Origin of the sequence: Pseudomonas sp. FEN (genome assembly GCF_904067045.1) — a bacterium.
GTDB lineage: Bacteria > Pseudomonadota > Gammaproteobacteria > Pseudomonadales > Pseudomonadaceae > Aquipseudomonas.
In genome coordinates, this window is the sequence record NZ_CAJFDC010000001.1 from 164,652 (window position 1) to 183,775 (window position 19,124).

General features: G+C 64.1%; 18 protein-coding genes. 4 read left to right on the forward strand and 14 right to left on the reverse strand.

What is annotated here, in order from left to right:
- Nucleotides 1–147: 147 nt before the first annotated feature.
- From PFEN_RS00820 to kdpF, 6 genes are all read right to left on the reverse strand, one after another.
- Nucleotides 148–837 (reverse strand): response regulator, encoded by a 690-nt coding sequence (locus tag PFEN_RS00820; RefSeq protein ID WP_191485154.1) that lies wholly within the window; start codon nucleotides 835–837, stop codon nucleotides 148–150.
- A gap of 36 nt (nucleotides 838–873) precedes the next feature.
- On the reverse strand, nucleotides 874–3,525 hold the full coding sequence (locus tag PFEN_RS00825) for a sensor histidine kinase (protein WP_191485155.1): 2,652 nt from the start codon (nucleotides 3,523–3,525) through the stop codon (nucleotides 874–876).
- Nucleotides 3,526–3,668: 143 nt separating this feature from the next.
- Complete coding sequence (gene kdpC, locus PFEN_RS00830; RefSeq protein ID WP_191485156.1) at nucleotides 3,669–4,220, reverse strand: potassium-transporting ATPase subunit KdpC; 552 nt, start codon at nucleotides 4,218–4,220, stop codon at nucleotides 3,669–3,671.
- Nucleotides 4,221–4,407: 187 nt separating this feature from the next.
- Entirely contained in the window at nucleotides 4,408–6,471 is a 2,064-nt protein-coding gene (kdpB, locus tag PFEN_RS00835; protein ID WP_191485157.1) for a potassium-transporting ATPase subunit KdpB, read from the reverse strand.
- A gap of 10 nt (nucleotides 6,472–6,481) precedes the next feature.
- Nucleotides 6,482–8,176, reverse strand: a complete 1,695-nt coding sequence (gene kdpA / locus PFEN_RS00840; RefSeq protein WP_191485158.1) for a potassium-transporting ATPase subunit KdpA — start codon at nucleotides 8,174–8,176, stop codon at nucleotides 6,482–6,484.
- 11 nt (nucleotides 8,177–8,187) lie between these two features.
- Nucleotides 8,188–8,277: a K(+)-transporting ATPase subunit F gene (gene kdpF, locus PFEN_RS00845; RefSeq protein WP_017128001.1), complete on the reverse strand. Its 90-nt coding sequence runs from the start codon at nucleotides 8,275–8,277 to the stop codon at nucleotides 8,188–8,190.
- A gap of 353 nt (nucleotides 8,278–8,630) precedes the next feature.
- On the opposite strand from kdpF, the gene PFEN_RS00850 reads away from it, so the two are divergent.
- From PFEN_RS00850 to xopAW, 3 genes are all read left to right on the forward strand, one after another.
- Entirely contained in the window at nucleotides 8,631–9,395 is a 765-nt protein-coding gene (locus PFEN_RS00850) for a response regulator (protein ID WP_191485159.1), read from the forward strand.
- The gene (locus tag PFEN_RS00855; RefSeq protein ID WP_191485160.1) at nucleotides 9,395–10,441 is read left to right on the forward strand and encodes a sensor histidine kinase; all 1,047 of its coding nucleotides are present in this window, start codon (nucleotides 9,395–9,397) and stop codon (nucleotides 10,439–10,441) included. The genes PFEN_RS00850 and PFEN_RS00855 overlap by 1 nt, the downstream gene beginning before the upstream one ends.
- Before the next feature lie 113 nt (nucleotides 10,442–10,554).
- The gene (xopAW, locus tag PFEN_RS00860) at nucleotides 10,555–11,427 is read left to right on the forward strand and encodes a XopAW family type III secretion system calcium-binding effector (protein ID WP_191485161.1); all 873 of its coding nucleotides are present in this window, start codon (nucleotides 10,555–10,557) and stop codon (nucleotides 11,425–11,427) included.
- Between the two features lie 257 nt (nucleotides 11,428–11,684).
- Here the strand turns inward: xopAW and PFEN_RS00865 are convergent, their stop codons facing one another.
- The 5 genes from PFEN_RS00865 to PFEN_RS00885 form a co-directional block, all read right to left on the reverse strand.
- Nucleotides 11,685–12,737, reverse strand: coding sequence for an AI-2E family transporter (locus tag PFEN_RS00865; protein WP_191485162.1), 1,053 nt, complete (start codon nucleotides 12,735–12,737; stop codon nucleotides 11,685–11,687).
- A 126-nt stretch (nucleotides 12,738–12,863) separates the two neighbouring features.
- Nucleotides 12,864–13,685, reverse strand: coding sequence for a DUF4892 domain-containing protein (locus PFEN_RS00870; protein ID WP_191485163.1), 822 nt, complete (start codon nucleotides 13,683–13,685; stop codon nucleotides 12,864–12,866).
- 144 nt (nucleotides 13,686–13,829) lie between these two features.
- A complete protein-coding gene (locus tag PFEN_RS00875; RefSeq protein WP_191485164.1) occupies nucleotides 13,830–14,684 on the reverse strand; it encodes an alpha/beta hydrolase in 855 nt (284 codons plus the stop codon).
- Nucleotides 14,681–15,490: an alpha/beta fold hydrolase gene (locus PFEN_RS00880; RefSeq protein ID WP_191485165.1), complete on the reverse strand. Its 810-nt coding sequence runs from the start codon at nucleotides 15,488–15,490 to the stop codon at nucleotides 14,681–14,683. The genes PFEN_RS00875 and PFEN_RS00880 overlap by 4 nt, the downstream gene beginning before the upstream one ends.
- 111 nt (nucleotides 15,491–15,601) lie before the next feature.
- Nucleotides 15,602–16,045 (reverse strand): hotdog fold thioesterase, encoded by a 444-nt coding sequence (locus PFEN_RS00885; RefSeq protein WP_191485166.1) that lies wholly within the window; start codon nucleotides 16,043–16,045, stop codon nucleotides 15,602–15,604.
- Nucleotides 16,046–16,312: 267 nt separating this feature from the next.
- Between PFEN_RS00885 and PFEN_RS00890 the strand changes: the two genes are divergently transcribed.
- The gene (locus PFEN_RS00890; RefSeq protein ID WP_224770866.1) at nucleotides 16,313–17,143 is read left to right on the forward strand and encodes a pentapeptide repeat-containing protein; all 831 of its coding nucleotides are present in this window, start codon (nucleotides 16,313–16,315) and stop codon (nucleotides 17,141–17,143) included.
- Nucleotides 17,144–17,146: 3 nt separating this feature from the next.
- On the opposite strand, the gene sixA is transcribed toward PFEN_RS00890, so the two are convergent.
- The 3 genes from sixA to PFEN_RS00905 are packed head-to-tail and all read right to left on the reverse strand — an operon-like array spanning nucleotide 17,147 to nucleotide 18,978.
- Nucleotides 17,147–17,596, reverse strand: coding sequence for a phosphohistidine phosphatase SixA (gene sixA, locus PFEN_RS00895; RefSeq protein ID WP_191485167.1), 450 nt, complete (start codon nucleotides 17,594–17,596; stop codon nucleotides 17,147–17,149).
- Entirely contained in the window at nucleotides 17,593–17,928 is a 336-nt protein-coding gene (locus PFEN_RS00900; protein WP_191485168.1) for a DUF4389 domain-containing protein, read from the reverse strand. The genes sixA and PFEN_RS00900 overlap by 4 nt, the downstream gene beginning before the upstream one ends.
- 24 nt (nucleotides 17,929–17,952) lie before the next feature.
- Complete coding sequence (locus PFEN_RS00905) at nucleotides 17,953–18,978, reverse strand: NAD(P)H-dependent glycerol-3-phosphate dehydrogenase (RefSeq protein WP_191485169.1); 1,026 nt, start codon at nucleotides 18,976–18,978, stop codon at nucleotides 17,953–17,955.
- Nucleotides 18,979–19,124 lie beyond the last annotated feature (146 nt).

Sequence of the window (19,124 nt, forward strand, 5' to 3'; positions counted from 1 at the left end):
TGGCGAGCGGGCTTGCCCGCGCTGGGGTGCGAAGCCCCCCAAAGCCAGAAACGCGGTGTATCAGGCTAACCGAGATGAGCGGTTTACGACTGCTTCGCAGCCGAGCGCGGGCAAGCCCGCTCGCCACTAGGTGACAGCCTCTCAGACCTAATTATCCAATAGGCGGTAACCGACCCCCGCCTCGGTCACGATAAACCGCGGCGCGGTCGGATCGTCCGCCAGCTTCTGGCGCAGATGCCCGACCACGATCCGCAGGTAGTGACTGTCTTCGGTATGGGTCGGTCCCCAGATATCCTTGAGCAACTGCTGCTGGGTGATCACCCGCCCGGGATGCCGCGCCAGTTGCGCCAATACCGCATACTCCTTGCGGGTCAGCGCTACTTCGGTACCGTCGAGCAGCACCCGCCGATAGGCCAGGTCGATGGTCAGCGGACCGAAGTTCAACGCCGCCTCCTGGGCTTCGCCGCTGGGTGCCTGGCGCAACAGGGCACGTATCCGCGCCAGGAACTCCTGGATCCCGAACGGCTTGGTCACGTAGTCGTTGGCCCCGCCGTCCAGCGCCTCGACCTTCTGCTCCTCACCGGCCCGCACCGAGAGCACCAGCACCGGCGCGGTGGACCACTCGCGAAACTCACGCAACACCTGCTGGCCGTCCATATCCGGTAAGCCGAGGTCGAGCACCAACAGGTCCGGTTTGTTCAAGGCGGCGTGGGCCAGGCCCTCGCCGCCGGTAGCGGCCTCCAGCACCTTGTAACCCTGGGAAACCAGGCTGATCCGCAGAAACTTGCGAATCTGCGGCTCGTCGTCGATGACCAGGATGGTCGCAATCTGGGTCATGGTCTTAGCATCGTGGCAATCGGTAGCTCAAGCATATCAGGCTTCATTTTCAATGCCCGGCTGCTCCTGCAAAGGAAGGAACAAGGTGATGCAAGTGCCGTGGCCGTCGATACCGTCATCCACGCCGATATGCCCACCATGTGCGCCGACCATGCCCTGGCAGATCGCCAGGCCCAACCCCGTGCCCTGCCCGCCGCGATCACCGCGGGCCGCGGTGTAGAACATGTCGAAGATCTTGTGGCGTTCCTCCGGCGGAATACCCGGGCCTTCGTCACTGACGGAAAAGAACAGCTCCTTGTCGGTGGTACCGACACGCAGTTGCAGGCGCCCTCCGGGCGGTGAGAAACGCGCGGCGTTCTCCATGACATTGATCAGCGCCTGTTCGATCAGCGCCGCGTGCACATAGAGCAACGGTAACTGCGCCGGCAGCTCGGTGCTGACCTGCAAGGGCGCCAGTACCGCCCGCAGCCGGTTCAGCGCACTGCCGATGATATCCGCCGGCGCGACCCAGTCGCGGGCGAGCTTCAGTGCGCCGTGGCCCAGACGGGTCATGTCCAGCAGGTTCTGGATATAGCGGTCCAGGCGCTCGGCTTCGTCGCGGGTGCCTTCCAGAAGCTCCCGGCGATCCGCCAGGGGAATCGCCTCGCCCAAGGCCAGCAAGCTGTCGATGCTGCCGCGCATGGAGGTCAGCGGGGTGCGCAGGTCGTGGGACACCGAGGCCAGCAAGGCACTGCGCAGCTGTTCGGTTTCGCCGTGCAGGCGCGCGGCCTCGAGGTCATCGGCCAACTGCGCCCGGGCCAACGCCTGGGCCAGCGGCTGGCTGAGGGCGGTCAACAGGCGCCGACGCTGTCCACTCAGGGTCTGGCCTTCCTTGGGGCGAACGCCGAGCAGGGCCAAGGGGCCCTCTTCCACCGACAACGGCCACCACCACCAACGCCCGAACGGCAAGGTCCCGGTGCCCATGCCCGCCGGCTGGTCGTGCTGCCAGGCCCAGTCGGCGGCGGCCCGCTCGGACTCGGAGAAGGTCTGCGGGCCGCCGGTCTCGACCTTCCAGTCGCCCTGGCCGTCGCGATTGAGCAGGCACACTTGCAGTTCCTCCCAACCACTGAGGTGCTGGGAAGCGGCGCTGATCACCGCTTGGCGATCCGTGGCCGCCGTCAGTTTGCGCGACAGGTCGAGCAATTCACTGGTTTCTTCCTGGGTATCGCGCAGCGCCTCCAACTGCCGCCGCTGGCGGGCCGCCAGGTTGCCGGTGAGCGCTGCCATCAAGAGGAAAAACAGCAGCGTCAGGACATCCTCCTCGCGCTGGATGGCAAAGGAGAATTTCGGCGGGATGAACAGGAAGTCGTAACTCAGGAACGACAGCACCGCACAAGCCAGCGAGGGCCCCAGGCTGCTGCGCACCGCCACCAGCAACACCGCGGCGAGAAACACCAGGGAGATATTCGGCAGCGGCAGGACACTGGCCACGCCCCAGGCCAGGGCCGTGGCCAGGATCGTCGCCAGCAGCGCCATCACGTAGTCGAACCAGACCACCGCCTGTGGGGCGCGGGTCCGCGCCACCTGTTGCTCTTCATCACGGTCCAGGACGTTGATTTCCAGCCCGTGGGCGTTGCGCAACAAACGCGCCGCCAGGCCCGCGCCAAACAGGTGCCGATACCAGCGCTGGCGCGACTGTCCCACCAGCACCAGGCTGGCGCGGCGTTCGGCGGCATGTTGAATCAGGGTCTTGGCCACTTCCCCGGCGCGCAGCAAGACCACTTCGCCCCCCAGACGCTCGGCCAGTTGCTGGGCGTTTTGCAGGCGCAGGCGCGATGGCTCGTCGCGGACACTGCCGTTATCCACATGCACCAGGCTCCAGGGCAGATGCCGGCGCTGGGCGACCCGACTGGCATGGCGCACCAGGCGCTCGGCCTGGGCATCGCCGTCGACCCCCACCAGCAGCCGTCCGCGCAGGGCCGGCGCCGACTGACCGAGGGTCCGGTAGCCGAGGGCCAGATCATTGTCGACCTGGGCCGCGGCCGTCTGCATGGCCAACTCACGCAAGGCGGTCAGGTTGGTCTGGGTAAAGAACGCGTCGATGGCGGCGCGGGCCTGCTCCGGCACATAGACCTTGCCGTCGCGCAGGCGCTCCAGCAGCTCACGGGGTGGCAGGTCGATCAGCAGCAACTCGTCGGCCTCTTGCAGGACCCAGTCCGGCAGGGTTTCACGGACCTGCACGCCGGTGATGCCGCGCACCTGGTCATTGAGGCTTTCCAGATGCTGGACATTGACCGTGGTGAACACGTCGATGCCGGCGGCCAACAATTCCTGGACATCCTGCCAGCGTTTGACGTGACGGCTGTTGGGCGCGTTGCTATGGGCCAGTTCATCGACCAGCACCAGTTTCGGCTTGGCCTTGAGCAAGCCGTCGAGGTCCATTTCCTCCAGCACGACACCGCGATACTCGGAGCGCACCAGCGGCTGCTGCGGCAAACCGCTGAGCAGCGCCTCGGTTTCCGCGCGGCCGTGGGTTTCCACCACCCCGGCCAGGAGCTTCACGCCCTGGCGCAGTTGGCTGTGGGCGGCCTGCAACATGGCGTAGGTCTTGCCGACACCGGGCGAGGCGCCAAGGAATACCTTGAGCCGGCCACGACCGTCGCGGGGCAGTTCTGCTAGGAGCGCGTCGGCGCGACCGGAATCACTCATGTCGGGGGTTCTCACTTATGGAACTGACACCACCGTTCCGTGCAGGAGCAGAGCTTGCTCGCGAAAGCGCTGAATCAGCCGACACCTGAGTCGGTGGTGAAATCCATTCGCGAGCAAGCTCTGCTCCTACAAGATGACGGTGTTTATTTCGAGACTTCGGCCAAGGCCGCGTTCAATGCAAACACATTGACCACCGGTGGGCCAATCAGCGGTTGCTCGATATGCATTTCAACCAGTCTCTCGACATCGGCCGCCGGCAGGTGGCGCGCCTGTGCGACCCGCGCCAGTTGATAGCGAATTGCCTCAGGTGGCAAGTGCGGATCGAGGCCGCTGGCCGAAGTGGTCAGCGAAGCCAAGGGCACCGGCCCCTGGCCAGGTACCGCCTGCTGGGTCGCATCGTCAAAGATCCGCTTGGCCAGGGCCGGGTTGCTCGGGCCCAGGTTGCTGGACGAGCTCGATACGGTGGCGAAGGCCCCCGCCGAAGGTCGCGGGTGGAACCAGGTGTCACCGGTGAAATCCTGGGCAATCAGGGTCGAGCCACGGACCTTGCCGTCGGCATCGCGCACCAGGCTGCCATTGGCCTGGTGCGGGAATACGACCTGGGCCACGCCGGTCACCACCAGGGGATAGGCAACACCGGTAATCAGGGTCATCAGGACCAACAGGCTCAAGGCCGGACGCACTACACTGGACATGTTCAATTCCTCGAATTCAGGGGTACGTAACCTGTAGGAGCAGCCGCTCGACACTCGATTGCCGCGGGCGGCGTTCCGACGATGAGACCAGTGAAGCTTGTATCGCCTGATCGGCCGCCATCGCCAGCAAGCTGGCTCCTACAGTTTTCATATGCTTGCCAGCGGCATCGCGGGCAAGCTCGCGACGTCACACCAGATGCAACGCCGTCAGCAGCAGGTCGATGGCCTTGATCCCCACGAACGGCGCCACGATCCCACCCAGCCCGTAGATCAGCAGGTTGCGCCGCAACAGGTGTGCGGCACTCGCCGCCTGCACCCGCACGCCACGCAGGGCCAGCGGGATCAGCACGACGATGATCAGCGCGTTGAACACGATCGCCGAGAGGATCGCGCTCTGCGGGCTGGCCAGGTGCATGATGTTGAGCACGCCCAGCTGTGGATAAATCGAAGCGAACAGCGCCGGCAGGATGGCGAAATACTTGGCCACATCGTTGGCAATCGAGAAGGTGGTCAGGGCGCCTCGCGTCACCAGCAACTCCTTGCCGATCTGCACCACGTCCAGCAGCTTGGTCGGATCGCTGTCGAGATCGACCATGTTCGCCGCCTCGCGCGCCGCCTGGGTACCGTCGTTCATCGCCATGCCGACATCGGCCTGGGCCAGGGCCGGGGCGTCGTTGGCACCGTCACCGCACATCGCCACCAGACGACCATCGTTCTGTTCCAGGCGAATCCGCGCCAGCTTTTTCTCCGGGGTGGCCTCGGCCAATACATCGTCAACCCCCGCCTCCGCCGCAATCGCCGCCGCGGTCAGCGGGTTGTCGCCGGTCACCATCACGGTGCGGATACCCAGCTTGCGCAACTCGGCGAAACGATCACGAATGCCCGGCTTGACCACGTCCTTCAGATGAATGACGCCAAGCAATTTGCCGTCGGCGCAGACCAGCAAGGGGGTACCGCCGCTCTGGGCGATCCGGTCGACCTCCCGGGACAGCACCGGCGACAGCTCACCGCGCTGCTGGCCGACAAAGGCCAGCAATGAATCCACCGCGCCCTTGCGATAGACCCGGCCCTGGTAGTCGACACCCGACAGACGCGTTTCGGCGCTGAACGGCACGGCGGTCAATTCGGCCGCCGCCGGTTCATTCTGCGGATGCAGTTCGCGCAGGTACTCGACAATCGACTTGCCTTCGGCGGTATCGTCCGCCAACGAGGCGAGCAAGGCGCCCTCGGCCAGTTCCTTGGCGCTGACGCCGGGGGCGGCATGGACCGCCGTGCAGCGCCGGTTACCGAAGGTGATGGTGCCGGTCTTGTCCAGCATCAGCACATGCACGTCACCCGCCGCTTCCACCGCGCGGCCGGATTTGGCGATCACGTTCAAGCGCACCAGGCGGTCCATCCCGGCAATACCGATGGCCGAGAGCAGGCCGCCGATGGTGGTCGGGATCAGGGTCACCAGCAGTGCCACCAGGAACACCAATGGCAGGCTGCCCCCGGAGAAACGCGCGAACGGCTGCAGGGTCACCACCACCAGGAGGAAGATCAGGGTCAGGCCGATCAGCAAAATGTCCAGTGCCACTTCGTTGGGAGTCTTCTGCCGCTTGGCACCTTCCACCAGGGCGATCATGCGGTCCAGGGTCGACTCGCCGGGGTTGGCGGTGATACGCACGACCAGCCAGTCGGACACCAGGCGGGTGTTGCCGGTGACCGCCGAACGGTCACCGCCGGACTCACGGATCACGGGTGCCGACTCGCCGGTGATCGCCGCTTCGTTGACCGCGGCGATCCCTTCGATCACCTCGCCGTCGCCGGGAATCATTTCCCCGGCGGACACGCGCACCACGTCGCCTTTGCGCAGATTGGCGGCCGGCACCGACTCGAAGCTGCCATTGGCTTTCTTGCGATGAGCCACCAAGCCTTCACTGCCAGCCTTCAGGCTGTCGGCGCGAGCCTTGCCGCGGCCTTCGGCCAGGGCCTCGGCAAAGTTGGCGAACAACACGGTGAACCACAGCCAGAGGGCGATCTGGGCGGCGAGGAAGGTCGAGACGGCGGTGTCCGGCACAAAGCACAGGATCGTGGTCAACACCGCTGTCAGTTCGACCACCAGCATCACCGGCGCACGTTGCAACTGGCGCGGGTCGAGCTTGACGAAGGCCTGCACCAGGGCCGGGCGCCACAGGGCGGAGATCGCGGTCTTGGCTTGTTCGGCCACTTTGGCTTGCGCCGTTTTTGTTGCGGGAAGAGGCATATTCATCATCAAATCCTCAGAAGCCCATGCTCAGATGTTCGGCAATCGGTCCCAGCGCCAGCGTCGGCAGGAAGGTCAGGCCCCCCACCAGCAGGATGGTCACGGTCAACAGCGTGACGAACAGCAGGCCATGGGTCGGGAAGCTGTTCTGGCCGATCGGCGCGGTCTTCTTCATCGCCAGACTGCCGGCCAGGGCCAGTACCGGGAGGATGTAGCCGAAGCGGCCGAGCAACATGCTCAAGCTCATCATCAGGTTGTGAAACGCGGTGTTGGCGCTGAAACCGCCAAACGCCGAACCGTTGTTGGCACTGGCCGAGGTGTAGGCGTACAGCAGTTGGCTGAACCCATGCGGACCTGGATTGCTGATCGCTGCCGCCGGACCCGGCAGGCTGGCTGCAAGCGCCCCCAGCACCAGGGTGCCCACCGGCATCACCAGCAAGGTCACCACCAGCAGTTGCACTTCCTTGGCCTGGAGCTTCTTGCCCAGGTATTCCGGGGTACGACCGATCATCAGGCCGGCGAGGAACACGGCGATCAGCACGTTCAACAACATGCCGTAGAGGCCGGCGCCGACACCGCCGAAGATCACTTCACCGACCATCATGTTGACCAGCGCGACCATCCCGCTCAGGGGGTTGAGGCTGTCATGCATGGCGTTGACCGAACCGTTGGAGGCCGCCGTGGTGGTCACCGCCCAGAGTACGCTGGCGGTGGTGCCGAAACGCGCCTCCTTGCCCTCCAGCGGCGCGGTCTGCTCCACCAGCGGATTGTTCAAGGTCGGGTTCGGCTGATACTCGGCATACAGCGAGACCGCGCCGCCGATCAGCAGCAGGGCCAGCATACAAGCCATGATTGCCCGACTCTGACGCAGGTCCTTGACGTAGTGACCGAAGGTGAAGACCAGCGCCGCCGGAATCAGGATGATCGACGCCAGTTCGATCAGGTCGCTCAGGGCGGTCGGGTTTTCGAACGGATGGGCCGAGTTGACGCCGAAGAAACCGCCGCCATTGGTGCCCAACTGCTTGATCGCGATCTGACTGGCCGCGGGCCCCAGGGGAATAACCTGGTCCACGCCCTGCAGGGTCACGGCATTGACGTAATGGGCGAAGGTTTGCGGAACCCCCTGCCAGACCAGGAACAGTGCCATCACCAGGCACATCGGCAGCAAGCCGTAGAGCGTGGCACGGGTCATGTCGACCCAGAAGTTGCCCAGGGTCGCCGCTGAACGCCGACTGATGCCACGACACAGCGCGACCAATACGGCCAGGCCGGTGGCGGCACTGGCAAAGTTCTGCACGGTCAGGCCGGCCATCTGGCTCAGGTAGCTCAGCGAAGCTTCACCACTGTAGTTCTGCCAGTTGGTGTTGGTCATGAAACTGACGGCGGTGTTGAACGACAGGGTCCATTCCAGGCCCGGCAGATTCTGCGGGTTGAGCGGCAGGTATTGCTGGAACAGCAGGATCGCGAACAACACCAGGAAGCCCGCCAGGTTGAAGGCGAGCAAGGCCAGGGCGTATTTCTGCCAGCTCTGTTCACTGCTGGCATCCACGCCGGACAGGCGATAACAAGCCCGCTCCAGCGGCCCGAACAGCGGCGTCAGCCAAGTCCGCTGGCCCTCCATCACCTTGTAGTAGAAGCGGCCCAATGCAGGTGCTGGCGCTAGCACCAGTACGAGAAAGGCCAGGATCAGCAAATAGTCATAACTGTGCATGTCTGCCGCTCCTAGTTCCGATCCGCGCGCAACAGCGCAACCAGTAGATAAATGAACAGCGCCACAGCCAGCAGCAGTGACACCCCGTCCAGAATGCTCATGGAATTTTCCCCTTGGTACGGCAATAGCCGCGTGTGGGGTTCATTGTCGTGAGGGAGGCCGTAAAGGAACGAGAGCGACGCCTGGGGTGATGCGTAAAGAAGGCGTAAAGAGTGAGTTTACGGAGGCGTTACACCCTAGAATCCACTCCAGTTCCAAGGAAACGGATGATTCAAAGGGCTTTTGTATCGATCACGATACACAGCCGACAAGCGGCCAACATGCGCTGTCTGTAGCTTCTTGCACAGCTACACTTGAAGGGGACTCTCGCCTTCGGGCCAAGTACCTATCCCGCACCAACCTCGCGGCCCCTCTTTAATAGTGGTTGGCGGCTTACCGGTAGATAATCGCACGCATGCAGAATCCTCTCGCTCCTCTGGCTGATGTCAACAAATCGCTTCAAACGAGCGATGACAAGCGCTGGAACGTCCGCGCGCTGATCGTCGACGACGACGTTCCCATCCGCGAACTGCTGATCGACTACCTGGCGCGCTTCAGCATCCAGGCCACCGGTGTCACCGACGGCGCCGGCATGCGCCACGCCTTGCAGCTCGAAACCTTCGACGTGGTGGTCCTCGACCTCATGCTCCCGGGTGAAGACGGCCTGTCGCTGTGTCGCTGGCTGCGCGGCGAATCGGACATCCCGATCCTGATGCTGACCGCGCGTTGCGAACCCACCGACCGGATCATCGGCCTGGAACTGGGCGCCGACGATTACATGGCCAAGCCCTTCGAGCCCCGGGAGCTGGTGGCCCGGATCCAGACCATCCTGCGTCGGGTACGCGACGACCGTACCGAGCAGCGGGCCAACATCCGCTTCGACAACTGGCGCCTGAACAGTGTGCTGCGCCAGCTGATCGCCGACGACGGGCTGGTGGTGCCACTGTCCAACGCCGAGTTCCGGCTGCTCTGGGTCTTTATCGAACGCCCGCGCCGGGTGCTCAGCCGCGAGCAATTGCTCGATGCCGCCCGCGGGCGCTCCATCGAGGCCTTCGATCGCAGCATCGACCTGCTGGTCTCGCGCCTGCGCCAGAAGCTCGGCGACGACCCGAAATCGCCGCAACTGATCAAGACCGTGCGGGGTGAAGGCTACTTGTTCGATGCGAGAGAAATCGGCTGATGCGCCTACGCTTCGACACGCTGTTCGCTCGCCTGTTCGGTGTGTCGTTGCTGGCGATCATCCTCGCCCATCTGCTTGCGTTTCTTTGGTTTCATCACTACGGCGGCCCGCCTCCGCCGCCACCACCACCTCCCGGCATGACGGAGAACTTCGACCCCAATCATCCGCCACCCCCTGCGCGCCGCCCGCCACGGCCCTGGTTTGGCGGGCCGCTGGTGCCGTTGACGTTCCAGATGATTTCCCTGGTGATTGCCGCCTGGTATGGCGCCAAGCTGCTGTCCCGACCGATCCAGCGCCTGAGCGACGCCGCCGCACGCCTGAGCGAAGATCTCAACAGCCCACCGCTGGATGAAACGGGCCCGCGTGAAGCACGACTGGCGGCCGCCACCTTCAACCTGATGCAGCAACGCATCCTCGAACAGGTGCAACAACGCGGACGCATGCTCGGGGCCGTGTCCCACGACCTGCGTACCCCGCTGTCACGCCTCAAGCTGCGCCTCGAACAGATCGACGACATCAAACTCCAGGGGCAGATGCGCCAGGACCTGAACGATATGATCGGCATGCTCGACGCCACCCTCAGCTACCTGCATGAACAGCGCACCAGCGAAGCGATGCAATGGCTGGACGTTCAGGCCCTGGTGGAGTCACTCTGCGAAAACGCCCAGGACCAAGGCTCGCGCGTCCAGGCCAGGGGCCATTGCGCGCCCTTGCTGGTGCAACCGATGGCGCTGCGCTCGTGCCTGAACAACCTGCTGGACAATGCCCTGCGCTACGCCGGGGATGCCCTGATCACCCTGGAAGACAGCCGCCGGCAATTGCTGATCAGGGTCATCGACCATGGCCCGGGGATTGCCACGGAAAAGCGCGAGGCGGTGTTCGAACCGTTCTATCGCCTGGAAGGCTCGCGCAATCGCAATTCCGGCGGTGTCGGCCTGGGCATGACCATTGCCCGAGAAGCCGCCCAGCGCCTGGGCGGCGAACTGACCCTGGAAGAAACCCCGGGCGGCGGCCTGACCGCCGTGGTGCGCCTGCCCCGGGCCTGAACGCTCTGTGTGGCAACCGGTACAAAGCCCACACACCCTCGACACCTTGGCCTTGGAGTCTGCACAAGCCGATGCACCGTCATCGGCTTTGCCAACACTTAGGGAGTGTGCACATGAGCACGATCAGTAGCGTCAGCAACTACTCGAGCTATACCGGTTACAACACCAGCAGCACGACGGCCACGCAACGTCAGCAACAGTTCCAGAAGCAACTGCTGGCCAAGCTCGACACCAATGGTGACGGCTCCATCAGCAAGGACGAACTGAACTCGGCCCTGTCGCAGAACAGCGACAGCAAATTGCTCAATAACCTGAGCCAGAATTTCAGTTCACTGGACACCGACGGCAGCGGCAGCATCAGCGCCAGTGAACTGTCGGCGATGAAGCCACCCGCCCATGGCGATCACGCGCCCGATACCCAGCTGGCCGATGCCCTGCTCAAGGCCCTGGACAGTAACGGCGACGGCTCCGTGAGCAGCAGCGAACTGGCCGCCGGGCTGAGCAATGCTGGCAGCACGGCCGACAGCGCCTCGATGTTCAGCGCCCTGGACACCGACAACAGCGGCAGCATCAGCACCAACGAGTTGGCCACGGCGCTGTCGGCGAACCAACCGCCGCCACCACCTTCGGTGTCCAGCAGTGATCTGTTCAGTGCACTGGACGCTAATGGCGATGGCAGCATCAGCCAGGCCGAATTGACCAGCGCCTTGCAGGGCACCTCGACCAGCGCCTCGACCACTGGCAGCAGCACCAGCAGCACTAGCGGCACCAGCACCAGCGCCAGCCTCAACGCCACGACGTTGCTGCTCCAGGCCCTGGCCAGTGCCAGCGGTAGCAGCAACACCGGTGCCGGCACGGGTACAGGTTCGGGCACCAACAGCCAGACCGCCCAGGAAAACATCGCCGAGGCGTTGAGCCGGTTGATGGTCAACCTCAAGAGTCAGACCGTGGCACAGAGCAGCAGCGTCGTCGCCGCCGCGGCCTGATTCAGAGTTTGAAAGAACGCCACGTAACCTGTAGGAGCAGGGCTTGTCGGGACGCCGCATCGCCGCGAATGAGCCGTCAAGACCGCTAAAAGCTTCGCGAGCAAGCTCTGCGCCTACAGGTCTGTGTCGTGCCCTCGATTTGTGTCCGGCGCGGTTCGGTAGCGTCCGAACAGACGATACGCGACTCAAGGGCCTCATCGCCGGCAAGCCGGCAGCCACGGCATCGCGTTCAACCGCGACACCTCCGCGCCCTGGAATCAGGACTTCTCCTCGCGCCGCGACTGGCTCGCACTCCAGTCGATCAACAGGCTGTAGGCTACCGCCAGCAAGGTCGGGCCGATAAACAGGCCGATAAAGCCGAAAGCGATCAAGCCGCCGAACACCCCCAGCAACACGATCACCAGCGGCAGGTTGCCGCCGCGGCTGATCAGGTACGGCTTGAGCACGTTGTCCACGCCGCTGATGATGAAGGTGCCCCAGATCCCGAGGAACACCGCCATCCCGTACTCGCCCTTCCAGGCCAGCCAGGCCGTGGCGGGAATCCATACCAGCGGCGGCCCCATGGGAATCAGGCTGAGCAGGAAGGTCGCGATCCCCAGCACCAACGCCCCCGGAATACCGGCGATCAGGAATCCGATCAGGGCCAGCACGGCCTGGGCCGCCGCCGTGCCGATCACACCGTTGACCACCCGCTGCACCGTGCCCGCCACCAGTTCCTGGTAGTAATCGGCCCGCTCTCCGATCAGCCGCTCCAGCAAGCCGTGGATAAAGGCCGCCAGCCGCGGGCCGTCACGATAGAAAAAGAACACGAAGACGATACTCAGGGTCAGCTCGAGGATCCCGCCACCGATCTGCGCACTGCGCGCCAGGAGCCAGTTGCCGACCTGCCCCAGATAAGGCTTGATCGCCACCAGCATGGCCGCGCCCTGCTGGTCGATGGTGTTCCAGATACCCACCAACCGTTCGCCGACGAAGGGCAACGTGCCCAGCCAGGCCGGCGCCTCGGGCAAGCCGTCGACCTGGGCATCCTTGATAAAGGTCACCGCATCACGCACATGGTCGGCCAGGTTGAGCCCCAGCCATACCAGGGGCCCGGCCACCAGCAACATCCAACCCAGGGTCAACAACCCCGCCGCCAGGGATTCACGGTGGCCGAGCAGGCGGGTCAGCAGACGCATCAGTGGCCAACTGGCAAACGCCAGCACGGCGCCCCAGAACAGCGCCGACCAGAACGGTGCCAGCACCCACAAGGTGGCACCGAAAAGTACCAGGAGCAGTATCTGCACCAGCAGACGATCATCATTGGGCATGGGTATTCCAGACAAAGTTGGGCAATGAAAGCGTAGGCGAACCCTGGGGCGGGCGCTGACCGGGAAACGATCCGGGTTCAACCGGAAAATCAGATGATCGTCTCTCGGTGGCTGTTCGTACAGTCGCTAACGCAGCAATTCGATGTGCAAACCGCTGGCGGCGGCATTCCCCACCTCCAGGCGCGCGGCCCTCACGCCCTGAGCCATCAGCGCCTGGCGCCAGGCTTCGGCGGAAGCCCCCGAGAGGCTGACCCGCAGGGTCGTGTCGAGGTTCAGGCCCCGGGAAATCAGGGTGACCCAGGTATTCTGAGGAGCACCGGCCAACGTCGGGAAATCGAGCTTGCCGGTATCGCGCAGTTCGCGCAGCAAGGTCGCCGAGGTAGGCAGTAACTCCCCCAGCGGCGAGGCCGACGCGAACTGTTCCACATGCAGGTAGGCCCGGCGATTGCCGCGGGTGATGCTATACAGAGCCACCAGCGAATTGTCCGTGGGGGCCGCCAGGCGCAGCAGCAGGTAAGCCTGCTGATCGTCCGCGCCGGACAAGGTGGCATTGCCGAACACTTCATTGGCCCACAGGCTGTTTTCCCCGCAATCGCGGGCCTGGCACCAGAACAGCAACTGCGCGCCCTGCTTCTGCAAAGCTTCGCGCGCCGCGGTGAAGGCCTCGTCGGCGCCGTGTTCGGGGGGCAGCTCGTAGGTTACCGAAGTCATCTGCCCACGGGCACTGACCTGGGCATCGGTGCGCAGGCGGTTGCTGATCTTGCGGATCGCGCTCTGTGGATAAATCCGCTCCAGCTCGGCCGGCGCCCGATAATCGACGATCTGCGCATCGGCCAGACGCGGCACCAGCGCCAGATCGTGGCTGCCCGGTACATCGGCGGCCAGCAGCCGCGCACTGAAACAGGCCAGTACAATGGCGCAGCCCAAGGGTGTGGATAACTTCGTCATCGGATGGACAGGGCCTGAACAATAAGCACTATGGCCGGAACAGGACGTGCCGGAACAGGACGACTCGAGGTCGCGTGGAAGTTGAGGTCTGGCATGGTTGTCTCCCTTTCAACCCGCCAAGCCTCGACAGTTGCAGGCGACAAGTCAAGGCATGGAGAAAAAGCGATTGAAACAGTCTGCAACAAGGGTCGCGCCGGCCTCATCGTTCAGGTGCAGATGATGCCCGCCCGGCAGGTGTGTCAAGCTGAAGGGTAGTCGATCGAGCAACGTTTTGTGTTGGGCCAGCATGCCTTGCTCGGCCACCACCAGTTGCGCCGGACAGGCAATGCGGCGGATAAAGGCCATGGCCTGCTCCTCGGTCAGACGCAATGGCGACGGCAGGGTCAGGCGGTTGTCGCTGCGCCAGGTGTAACCGCCGGGCACCGGCATCAGGCCGCGCTGGGCCAGTAGCTCGGCGGCTTCGCGGCTGACCGCCACCAGGCCCTTCATGCGCGCCTCGATGGCGCGGTCCAGGGTCGGGTGCACCGACTTGCGCTTGTTCTGTAACCCAAGCTGCGCCTGCAAGGCCATGCCCAGGCGTTCGGCGGCATTTTCGCCACTGGCGGTGGGTGGCATCACTCCGTCGATCAGCGCCAGGCGCGTCACCCGCTCCGGCAAGGCACCGGCCAGCACGATCGAGACAATCGCGCCCAGCGAATGCCCCAACAGGCTGAAGCGCTTCCAGCCCAACTGCTCGGCGACCTGCAAGACATCGTGGACATAGTCCCATAGCGCGTAACCCGCCCCCACCGGTCGATGCCCGGAATGCCCGTGGCCGGCCATGTCCAGGGCGACAATGCGCAGGCCGTGCAGTTTCGGCGCCAGGCGCGCGAAGCTGTTGGCGTTGTCCAGCCAGCCGTGCAGGGCAATCACCGGCTGCCCGTCCTCAGGCCCGAACAGATGGGCCGCCAACTCGATATGCGGCAGGCTCAGGCGCACTTCTTCCACCGGGTGACTCATGCGCAACGCTCCTGTGCGGCCTGGTGTTGCCAGCGGGCGAAAATAACCTTGAGCAACTGCGCGGTGTCCTGCGGACGCTCCAGGGGAAACATGTGGCCGCCGGGCATGCTCAGGGATTCGCCATGGGGCAGGCGGTCGACGCTACGGGTGTGATGCCGCATGACCACCCGGCTCTGCTGGCCGCGAACCACCGCCAGCGGCACTTTCAAATGCCGGGCCAGCCCCGGGCTGGTATGGGGGACGCCGCGATAGATGCTGATTTCCGTGGCCGGATCGAAGCTCAGGCGCAGCTGCTCGCCGTCCTGGCGCAGACCGTGTCGCAGGTACGCGTCGAAACAGTCCGGGTCGAAGTCGCGAAACAGGCTCTTGCCGGCAAAGTAGCGGCGAGCGCTTTCAAGGTCGGCGAACTGTTCCCGACGCCCCAGGGTACGGCCAGCCGGCGTCAGCCGATCAATAAAGCCCAAGCGCTTGGCCGCGTGGATCACCCACTGGTCGGTGCGGGTCAGCACCGGCGAATCGAGCATCACCACGCCCTTGTAGAACTGCGGGCAACGCAACGCCGCGTGCAGGTGCAGGACACCGCCCAGGGAATGGCCGACACCCCACACCGGCTCGGGTTGCTGCTCCAGGTGATGGATCAGCTCATCGACCAGGTTGTACCAATTGTCGTCTACCGGGAAACGCGGGTCGTGGGCATGCTGTTGCAGATGCGCCACCTGATACTCCGGGGCCAGGGCGGCGAACAGTTTGCCGTAGGTGCCCGAAGGGAAACCGTTGGCGTGGGCGAAGAACACGTGCTTCGACATACCGGAAACATCTCGAAAAAAACTGATGTCCATTGTCGGCAGGCGCCGGCCCGACGGCAATGACCGTAACTGCCAGGAATGATGACAGTCCGGCCATGCCCATGACCCGACTCAGCGGGGCGGCGGTGTCTGCCCCAACGGCACCACGGCCATGGTCAGGCGTGACACGCAACTGGCCTTGCCTTCATCACTGCTCAGGCGGATATCCCAGACATGGGTGGTGCGACCGATATGGATGGCTTTGGCCACGGCCGTGACCCGCCCGCTGCGCAGGCCCCGCAGGTGGTTGGCGTTGATTTCCAGGCCCACGCAATAGAACTTGCTCGCATCGACGCACAGGTAGCTGGCCATGGAACCGACGCTTTCGGCCAGTACCACCGAGGCGCCGCCGTGCAGCAGCCCGTAGGGTTGGTGGGTGCGATGATCGACGACCATGCTGGCGGTCAGCGACTCGTCATCAAAGGCTTCGAAGCGAATGTCGAGCAGTTCGCCGATGGTGTTTTTTTGCGAGGCATTGAGCTGTTCGAGATTCGGTGCGGTGCGCCACAAAGCCATTGTTGATTCCCCAAGGTCATTATTCGTCATGCCTGCGGCCATACGCTGAATCCGTATTCGCGCCGGGGGGCCATGCGGCTGGAACCCGACAAACCCAGCAGGTGCTCGGTTGACTATTTCATGGAAGAACAGAAGCTCGCAAGCTGAAAAAGGCCTCGCCAACCGCAGGCGCCAACACTCTGCACCTGGAAAGCCGGGCGGAATCTGATAGTCGTCGAGGAGCATATCGCGTCGAATTTCCGCCCCCAGCCCTTGCAAGAGATCGCCATGGCAACGATAGGCCGCCTTCTTCGTAACTTCATGTCCTCGGGCAACGCCCAGGCCAGGTTCCAGGCCCCGGCCCCCCCGGCACACGCCAGTCCGGGTGTGCCCCACGGCGGTGCGATCCGCAGGCCTGCGCCAGACGACCTCTCGCAGATCGAAAGGGACCTGACCCTGTTGGGCTTGAAAGACTCGCTGGCCCAGGCCCGGGCGTTTCTCGGCAGTGCGCCGTCCCTGCGCCAGTATCCGCTGGCCGACCTGCTGGAGCTGATGGTGGCCGCCGCCGCCCGATTTACCGGGATCCTGCACAGTTGGGACGGCGTGCACCTCGACGGTGGCGGACGGGTTTCCCTGCATGTGCAGAAGAAACTGTTCGACTTGCGGGTGCCACCTTCCCTGTCACCGCAACTGACCAATGCCCTGAAGCGCTGTGCCCTGAACATCGCCGCCGCGGATCACCAGGCGGTCCAGTGCCTGCCATTCCAGGATGCCGAAACCCGCAGTGCCTTCCGCTACTGGAGCAAGGCGTCCATCTGCCAGGCCTTGCGAACCTTGCAGGTGACCAATGTGAACATGATCGGCGTTGACCTGAGCGGCGGCGATTTAAGAGGGGTGAGATTTTTCGGGCAATACCAGGAGGCCGACTTCAGGGCGGCCAACCTCAATGGAGCGCTGCTGTCGAGCGGTTTCAAAAACAACGACTTCAGCCATTGCGACCTGCGCAATACCGTACTCTCCGGTCACTTTGAGGCCTGTCTGTTCAAGGGCGCCAGGGTCAACGCCGCGACCCTGAAAAACACCCGGACCGATCTGCTCGGCGCCGTGTTGAGCCACTGAACTTCAGGGGTGCCTGAGGTTCAACAGCGTCATCGCCCCAGCCAATGGCAACTCCCCTTCCAGCTCGGCGAGGCTGGCCGTGCCCATGGGGTCTGGCTGATGCAGATGCCCGTGCTGCAAAAAGCTGAGCAGATTACCCACCAGCGGCTGATGACTGACCAGCAACAGGTCATGGGCACCGTCCAGCCGCCGGCTGACATCCTGCGGATTGCTCTCGGGTGTCAGCCAGGGCACGGTAATGATCTCGGCCTCGAAGCCCAGCACCTCGCGCACCAGCTCGGCGGTTTGTTGCGCCCTCAGGTAAGGGCTGGCGTAGATCGCCGACAACGGCTGGCCGATCAGGTGGGCGGCACTGCGCAGGACCTGCTGGCGTCCACGGGTCGTCAGTGCCCGCTCGGCATCGCTACGGGCCTGGGGTTCGGCTTCACCGTGCCGCAGAACCCAGACCCTCACAGCTTGGGCTCCTCGTCACGGGCCGGGTGCGGCGCCGGTGGCACCACATGCGCGGCCTCCCCATCCGGAACCCGCGGTGCCGGCCAGTCGGCGAACGGCCAGGGCTTCTGTTCGGTATGGAAACTGCCGAAGCGACCGATCTGGGCAAGGAACTGGCTCAGGCTGTCGCCGAAGTTCATCAGGTTGGCACTCGGCGCGCCATAGAACAGCCGATAGACCAACTGCACCAGCACTACCCCGCCGAGGATGAACTGGGCGACCTGCCAGACCAGCAGGAACACCAGCATCCAGACAATGCGCAACACAATGGATTCGTACTTGGACTCGCTCATGACTCGCTCCCGTGGCGCTGAGATTCAGTTGAAACCGCTGGTGGAAATGAAATCGACATCGGTTTTCGGCTCGCCGCGCATCAGCAGCTCGATCACCTGGTTCAGGGTCCGCCCTTCAAACAGAATGGCATGCAAACCGGCCACCAGGGGCATATAGACCCCGACTTCCTGCGCCTTGACCTTCAAGACCTTGAGCGTATTGACCCCTTCGGCGACCTCGCCCAGGCGGGTAACGGCCTCTTCCAGGCTCAATCCCTGCCCCAGGGCAAACCCGACCTGATAGTTGCGGCTCTTGGGCGAGGAGCAGGTGACGATCAGATCACCGACCCCAGCCAGGCCCAGGAAGGTCATGGGGTTGGCGCCCTGGCTGACGGCAAAGCGGGTCATTTCCGCCAGGGCCCGGGTAATCAGCATGCTCTTGGTGTTCTCGCCCATGCCCAACGCCACCGCCATACCGGCAATGATCGCGTAGACGTTCTTCAATGCGCCACCGAGTTCGACACCAAAGCGGTCGGCACTGGCATACACGCGGAAGGTCCGGCCATGCAGCGCGGCCTGGACACGGCTGCAGAGTTCCTCGTCTTCACTGGCCACCACCGTGGCGGTCAGCGCGTGCTCGGCCACCTCGCGAGCCAGGTTCGGCCCGGACAACACGCCGATCCGTGCGCGCGGCGCGATATCTTCGAGGATCTCGCTCATCAGCTTGAAGGTCTGCGCCTCGATGCCTTTGGTCAGGCTCACCAGCAGCTTGCCGTCCAGGCGCCCGGCATGGGGCGCCAGCACATCGCGCAAGGCACTGGAAGGCAAGGCGACAAAAAACAGCTCGCAGTCGTCGAGAGTCGCGACCAGGTCGGTGACCGGCTCGACCGCCGGATGCACCTTGATACCCTTGAGGTAACGCGGATTTTCGCGATTGACGCGAATGGACTCGGCCTGCTCGGGGTCACGCATCCATTGGCGCACCCGGTGCCCGTTCTCGGCCAGCAGATTGGCGATGGCGGTACCGAAACTTCCGCCACCCAGAACCGCGATTGGGTACTGTTCAGTCATATGTAACCCGTCTATCCCTACCAATGGCGATGGCTGCATTATACGGAGCGCGCCACCGGCGGCCAGCCCCAATGCAAATCCCCTGGACTGAGCGCTTGACCGATTCAGCCTATACAATGACGGCCATACGCCATGGCAAACCCGCC